The organism is Eudoraea sp. (assembly GCF_049669105.1).
Taxonomy (GTDB): domain Bacteria; phylum Bacteroidota; class Bacteroidia; order Flavobacteriales; family Flavobacteriaceae; genus Eudoraea.
The window spans coordinates 1-7,664 of sequence record NZ_JBATKE010000020.1 but is presented as its reverse complement, the minus strand read 5'-3'; the positions used below and the strand labels follow the sequence as shown (position 1 = coordinate 7,664).

The window sequence follows — 7,664 nt, the reverse complement described above, 5'->3', positions numbered from 1 at the left end:
GCATTAAATTCTCTTGCATTTTTAGATTCCCAGATAGTATAGAGGCTATCTCTGAAGATCGCCAATTGCTCCTCAGAAAATATTACCCTACTGCTCACATCCATATGCGCTACTAAGGCAGCTAAAGAATAATTTACAGGTTTTGATGCATCTGGTTTGGGGATAGCAGTTAATTCGCGGGCCTGACCTACCAAAGAGTTGTAATTTTGATCATTTAGCGCTATTATTTCATAGGCAGCAATATTTGGATAGACGTAGATTCTACTCGCAACAGGCGGAGAAAAGATATCATGTATCATAATCTCTGTAACCTTGTCTATAGCCATATGCAGATCATTTGGTGTCACAACAATGGGTTCTTCATTCTTATTGCAGGCTACCAGGGATCCTATTGCCAGCAAAATTACTAATGTCTTCTTCATTTTCAGTTATGTTTTATTAATTCATAAACACGGGCCTTCTCGTTATTGAAGGTTACCAGTAAATAAGGTTGGTTCTTTAATGTAATTATATTTAGATGGCGTGTTGATTTTTGAGAAAGATCCAGCCCCATTTTCAGCCCCAAAATTACGTCATTTTTGCTTTTTATCATAGCCCCGGGAAATGAACCAAAACGTCCATGGTAAGGTTTAACCCCAAAATAATTGCCTGCGGCCAAAACTTCTTCGGTACCATCCTGATCAAAATCGAATGCAAGAAAATCCATTATAGGGGCCAACTGTAAATCTATTTCAAATGGCACAAAGGTAAACTTACCATTATTATTCTCGAGGTATCCTGATCTCAATTCAGATACGTTTAAAACAGTTGCGTTAGACAGTGCTTTTTTATCAAATATCTGCTCCACGGTTTTACCCGCAAAATCACGGTAATTAGTAAATTTTTTACGTAACGCTACTATTTGTCCGGCAATACCATCTAATCCTTCAAGTGGAAAATATTTCCCATTTTTAGGAATAGCAACAATAGTTTCGGTACTTCCGTTATTATCAAAATCCGAATAATACATCCTTAAGGGGAAGTCTTCAGATGCCCTGAACTTATTATTTACTCCCCAGTTTCCCAATAGATAATCCTTGTCACCATCCCTATCAATATCAAAAACCGTAACACTTTGCCAAAGGCCATTTATTTCCTGGGCTAATACTTTCTTTTCAACAAGTTCACCATTGATATTGGCAAAAAATTTGGGAGACATCCATTCACCTACTACAATGAGATCCTGGACCCCATCCCCATCAAAATCTTCCCACAAGGCATCTGTAATCATCCCTGCATTTTGTAATCCTTTGTTATTTTCAATGGTAAATTGGCCATTATCATTTTTGAGTAGATATGAAAGTGGAATTTTACCAAAATCATTGGATACGGCCTGGTTTCCAACAAAAATGTCCAGGTCCCCATCATTATCAAAGTCATTGACTTCTATTACGGAAGCATTCTCAAAATATTCAGGAAGTACGGCGGTTTCAAAAACGGAATCGTTCTGAACATAGTAGGTATCTAACAAAGGGGGCATTTTATTATAGAAATCAGCACCCCCGGAACCCAGAAATAAATCAGCTTTGCCATTGGAAGTAAAATCTGCGATAACGGCTGCAACATCTTCTTTTATACTATCTCTGTAAATTTCAGGGATTATTTCTTCCGTATACAAAGAGTCTGTCTGAAAAAAGATTCTGGAAGGAATAAATTTGGAGCCTCCAAAGAAAATGTCTGCTTTACCATCATTATTAATATCCCCAATTGCCGTTGCCGGTCCCCTGTCAGAAATTTCATAGGGGATGAGTTTTTGTCTGTTAAAATCCACATAATTATCTTCCTTATGTGTAAAGTTGATCCCAAGATTATCTTCAACCTCTTTAAAGATTTGAAACTTTAAAGGCTGAAGAGATCCATAATCAAAAGGGCTTGTATTTTCTGGTGAAATACTTATTGTTTGATTTGTATTTACGTTTTTTAGATTCTGAAATTGCCCATCAGGCCAGACTATTTTTAGAGAATCTATCTTAGTGGATTTACCATAACCAAAATGAATTATAGGTTCCGAAGATGATTGAAATCCCCTGACAGGATATAATTCCTTATACTGCAAAACACCATTATGGTAAGAGAACACTTTAGTTCCAATACCAAATGAATTGAGAGGAGTATACTTTAGCTTAATTTTCAGGTAGTTGTTCTTCCCATCTGTTTTATTGATATATAAACTGGCAGGACTATTTATATTATTAGTTACAAGATCCAGGTCTCCGTCATTGTCAAAATCCGCTACCGCGGTAGCCCCTGAAATAAGCGTATCATTAACAATCCATGATCCTGATTTATCCTCGAATAATAGATCCGATGTTCCTTTAAACAGGTAGTTATGCACCTTAGCCGAAGGCATCATATCAAGGGCCTGTTGATCTACCAGTTTTGTGTTATTGATCTTTTTCTTAATCTGGTCGCTGGAGGCAAAATTTATAAAATCGAGATCATTGGGGCGTTTAGGGATACCGTTGGATATGAATAAGTCTTGTTCACCGTCCTGATCATAATCTCCAAAAAGCCCGCTCCAACTCCAGTCTGTGGCAGCAATACCGCTATATAAAGCTATTTCAGCGAAGCTACTTCCCGGTTGGTTTAAATGCAGCATATTTCTTGTAAACTGGTAGTGGTAACCAAACTTTTCGATTCTTAATTTCTGCGTTTGAATATTGTCATCTCCTTCTGAAGATTTAAGAACGGTTTCATCTTCGGGAAGCATATCTAAAGACAGAATATCAGGCCATCCGTCATGATTAATATCTGCAACATCTGTGCCCATAGAGAATCTCGTGGTATGCCCAAAATACTTTTTAATACCTTCAGTAAAGGTCCCGTCACCATTATTCAGGTAATAGTAATCATCTTCATGAAAATCATTGCCCACGTAGATATCCGGGTATCCATCCTGATTAAAATCCGAAATGGCAACGCTTAGGCCATATCCGTTTACACCACCATAGATACCGGCCTCTTCACTTACATCAATGAATTTTCCATTTTCATTTCGAAGTAACTTGTCTCCGGTCTGGTAATTCCTTTTAAATCGAAGATCTGCCTTACCAAAAGATTCCTGAGTATGTACCGCATGATTTAGAAGGTAGATATCCAGATCACCATCAAGGTCATAATCTAAAAATGTAGCCGAAGAACTAAAAGAATCAAAATCCAGTCCATATTCCTCAGCACTTTCTACAAAAGTTGAATTTCCCTGATTGATAAAAAGTTCGTTGTAACCGTCAAAGCCGTTAATCCCAACCACAGCACATACATAGATATCTAACAGGCCGTCACCATTCACATCACCCATTACTGTTCCTGTATTCCAACTACTATTACCAGCCACACCTGCTAGTTCTGTAATATCTTCAAATTTGAGGCCTCCTTTGTTCAGATATAGTTTATTCTTAACCATATTTCCGGAGAAAAAGATATCTGCAAGGCCGTCGTTATTAATGTCACCTGTGCTTACACCCCCGCCATTATAGAAATACAGGTAATCCAATATATTGAGATCATCCGTTTCTGTCAATGTGTTTTCAAAAGTTATAGCCGTTTCCTTGGGGGGAGGATTTTTAAACAGTTCCCCTTCTTTTGGCCCACAGCTTAATGATAAAAAGACCACAAAAATTACCAGGAGGTATTTATTCATTGAGCTCAAATATTTTAGGTTTTTTCTCATTGATTGCAACGATAACAAAGGTCTTTCCGTTTTTATCCTTAAACTGCTTCAAATGCTTGATCTCGTCTTTTATATAGAAACCACTGGTATCATAGTCCTGCCATTCAAAGCCTAAAGATCCGTCCCCAAGCAGAACATTGCCGTAATTGGCATCTAATCTGGAATATTGAGGTTTAAATTCGAAATCATTACCCCCCATTATCAGGTCTAAATTACCATCACTATTTACATCTGCACATGTAATACCGCAAATACAAGACAATTGACTCCTTGAAGGTAGTTTTATTACCGTAAAATTGCCGTCACCTTCATTAACGGCAATAATGGATTCTGAGATGACCGATTTTTTCATAATTGAGTTCTCTATAATTTGTACAGGGAATAACTCAGATATGGTTTTTTTGGCATATTCGGAAGCCTTTAAGTTTTGCTTTTTTAATGCTACCATTTGAGTGGTTAAATCCTTTTTCTGATGATGAGGGTAGTCCTTCCCATTAATATTCTGGGTAACTATCTGTTCAATGGTACCATTTTTATCAAAATCATTAATCCATATCTTCATAGGTCTATCCATAGCAGGCTTATAGTGAAGGTTACTTCCCTGATTGCCTAAGATCAGATCGTTATCTCCATCTTTATCTATATCCACGGCTTCTACTACATTCCACCATCCATGAAGGCTATCGAGCATGGAAGGCCTCTTGGATAGGCGTCTGCCCGAATTATTAAAGATCTTCGGAGTACCCCAATCCTCCACAATAATCAGATCTTTTTTAGAATCGCCATCCATATCTGCCCAGACGGCGTCTGTAATCATGCCGGCATCTTTAAGGTCATAGGCATTTCTTTCTGTTACATTTTCAAAAGTGCCATCACCCTTATTTTCCAATAACAAATGATCTGGATCAATTCCATAAGTACCTACCACACTTCTGGAGCCTATAAAAAGATCAGTATCACCATCATTATCATAATCTAAAGGGGCTATGATCGAAATATTCGCGAAAGTTGAAGGAAGTCTTTCAGAGGACTTTACAAAAGTGCCTTTCCCATTATTTAAATACAGTCGTGCCCTATAGTTTTTTTCTTCACCAACCTGATTGCCACCTGAACCAACAATAAGATCTAAATCCGAATCCCCGTCAGCATCAAAAAAAGCGGCTGCCGTATCTTCATATTCGGCATCTTTTTCTAACGAGTTTTGATTTGTAACTTTTAACATACCATTTCCACTATGTTGGTAGACAATCCCAGACTTATCTTTAGCTCCTCCTATAAAGACATCCTCGTTGCCATCTCCATTGATATCACCTACAGCAAGGGCCGGCCCTTCCTGTGACAGTTTCTTATAGATAAGGCCTTCATAATCAAAATCATTATATACATTCTCTTTATGAGCAATAAGTTGATTATTTGGGATTTCTTTTAATAATTTAGATTTCTTTTCTTTAATAATAGGGGTATATACCCCCTCGGCATCAGAATGTTTAATGGTTAGGAATTGATTAGCAACAACGTTTTCTAGCTTTACCGTTTTATCATCCGGCCAAATAACCCTTAGAGAATCAATGGTTTTGAATTTGCCTAATCCTATGGTCATTACATGGTCCATGGAAGATTGAAACCCCCTGGAAGGCACTAATTCTTGTAATATTATATTTTTGTCATAGTAAAGCATCACTGTTGTTCCAACAGCAAATTTATTCTCTTTTGCACCTTCAAATTTTAGTTTTATATAGTTGTTTTCTGTGAGCGAAGTAGCATTGTTTTCATAAACAAAGGACTCCATATTGACATTATTGACCACAATATCGAGATCCCCGTCATTATCGAGATCTCCATAAGCAGCACCATTGGATAAACTGGGTATTTCGAATCCCCAATCTTTATTCGCATTCGAAAATGTCAGATCTCCATTGTTCCTGTAGGCGTAGTTGGGTTGAGGTTTTATAGGCATTTTATTGATGATAGAATCTATAGACTCTTTCTTCCCGGTAAGCACCATTTTCTGAATGATTTCATTGGCAAAAAAATCGTTAAAGTCCAGGTCCGTAAGATCGTGATTCATGCCGTTGGTAATATAAATATCCCTAAGCCCGTCATTGTCCATGTCAAAAAGCAGGCCTGCCCAACTCCAATCTGTGGCATCTACTCCACTGTAGTAAGCTATTTCTGAAAAGCTTCCATTTCCGTTGTTTAGCTGTAAAGTGTTTTGAATGTATTGCTGGTAAAAGTCTTTGCTTTGCTTTAATTTAAAAATATTGTAACCTTCAAATTCCATTACCGATTTAACCCGCTGATCAGGTTCAGGAAGCATATCTGTGATAAAAATATCCGCGTTCCCGTCATTATTAATATCCGAGATGTCAATACCCATTGCGGATAAAGAGAGATGGGAGGTCCAGTTCTTTATATCTTCTTTAAAGGTGCCGTCCTGATTATTGATATAAAGATAGTCGCGTTCGTAAAAGTCGTTAGACACATAGATATCAGGATACAGGTCTTTATTGATATCAGTAATCATAACCCCTAATCCAAATCCAATCAGACTTCCATAGATCCCGGCATCCTCACTAACATCAACAAATTTTCCATTATCATTTCTCAAAAGCATATCCCCAACACCTTTGAAAATATCCGGGACTCCTTCCCAATCCTGTGCTCTAACTTCTCTTTGTTCAGCATATCCTAAACTACTTACAGGGATGTTACTATTATTAAGGATATATGCATCCAGGTCGCCATCTTTATCATAATCAAAAAAGGATGCATGAGTAGAAAAGCCAGTTTTAGCCAAATTATACTCTGAAGCCATTTCAGTAAAAGTGAGGTCGCCATTATTTATATAAAGGTCATTATCATGATTATTTGCCTTCATATTGCCCGCGTTACTAACATAGATATCGAGCAACCCATCCTGGTTTATATCAACCATAACAACTCCCGTAGACCACGGCTTGGATCCTTTAACTCCGGCTTTTTCTGAGATATCTTCAAATTTTAAACCACCTTTATTAAGGTAAAGTCTGTTGGAAACCATATTGCCGGTCATATAAATATCGGCCAATCCATCATTGTTGATATCCCCAATGGCTACTCCGCCGCCATTATAGAAATTTCTATATTTAAAGATGTTGAAGTTTTTTTGGTTTTCAACTTTGTTAAGGAAATCTATGCCTGTGTGCTCCGAAGGCAGAAGTGTAAAGAGTGTTTTTTGATTATTTGTTTCTTCCTTAGAATTTTCCTTTTCTGAATTACACGATATGGTAATTGAAAGTAAAAGTATAAGACCTGCTATTCTTTTTAATCCTGATATTATCATAAAGTTTATTCGTTATTTTTAGCCAAAATTATAGAAGAATCATTATTAATGGTTACAATGTAGTAGTCACGTCCTGCTATAGTAATATTTTTAAGATCTCTTGCCGGTCCTGGTATATCGAAATTCTGGTAGTTAACCTTTACAAAATCTCCTTTTTGATCATTTTGCAAAATTACGCCATGCAAGGCATCCATCCTACCTAATTGGGTGTTAATTTCATAATTATTACCTACAATTAACATGTCCTGATACCCATCTTTGTTGAAGTCGTCTACCGCTATGGCCTTTATAGAAGAGGTCTGTGCAATAGGAGGTAATGGCTTCTTTTTAAATGTGCCATTACCATCGTTTTCAAAATAACAGCTAGCCAATTCATAGGTATACATTTTGCTGGCCTTACTTAATTTGCTGGCAGTAAAAAGATCTTCCAGGCTGGCCTTTGCAAAATTCCTATATGAGAGGTATTCTTTATTTAAATAAGGCATTTGCTTTACCAACTCATCCTTGGATGCAAACGGGGTTTCTTTATCCTTATGAAAGTAGGTAACAATAGGATCTAAAGTGCCGTTGTCATCAAAATCAAAGCTATAGAGTGATACCGGTAATTGTTTAGATGCTTTTAATTTAGTATTC

Annotated in this window: 3 protein-coding genes and 1 pseudogene; all 4 read right to left on the bottom strand. The window is 37.1% G+C overall.

The features are described 5' to 3' along the window. A pseudogene (locus tag WBM60_RS01405) lies at window positions 1-422 on the bottom strand (phosphatidic acid phosphatase); the annotation flags it as partial. 2 nt (window positions 423-424) lie between these two features. Continuing rightward, window positions 425-3,679 carry a VCBS repeat-containing protein gene (locus tag WBM60_RS01400; RefSeq protein ID WP_424277038.1) on the bottom strand — a complete coding sequence of 1,085 codons (3,255 nt, stop codon included), beginning with the start codon at window positions 3,677-3,679 and terminating at the stop codon, window positions 425-427. Next, entirely contained in the window at window positions 3,672-7,031 is a 3,360-nt protein-coding gene (locus tag WBM60_RS01395; RefSeq protein ID WP_424258812.1) for a VCBS repeat-containing protein, read from the bottom strand. Before WBM60_RS01395 ends, WBM60_RS01400 begins: the two co-directional genes overlap by 8 nt. 5 nt (window positions 7,032-7,036) lie before the next feature. Further along, window positions 7,037-7,664: FG-GAP repeat domain-containing protein (locus WBM60_RS01390; protein WP_424277036.1), on the bottom strand; the 628-nt coding region annotated here is incomplete at its 5' end.

Excerpts from the sequence above, each read along its gene's own strand:
- WBM60_RS01400 (WP_424277038.1), bottom strand. The coding sequence starts at position 3,679 with ATGAATAAATACCTCCTGGTAATTTTTGTGGTCTTTTTATCATTAAGC.
- WBM60_RS01395 (WP_424258812.1), bottom strand. The coding sequence starts at position 7,031 with ATGATAATATCAGGATTAAAAAGAATAGCAGGTCTTATACTTTTACTT.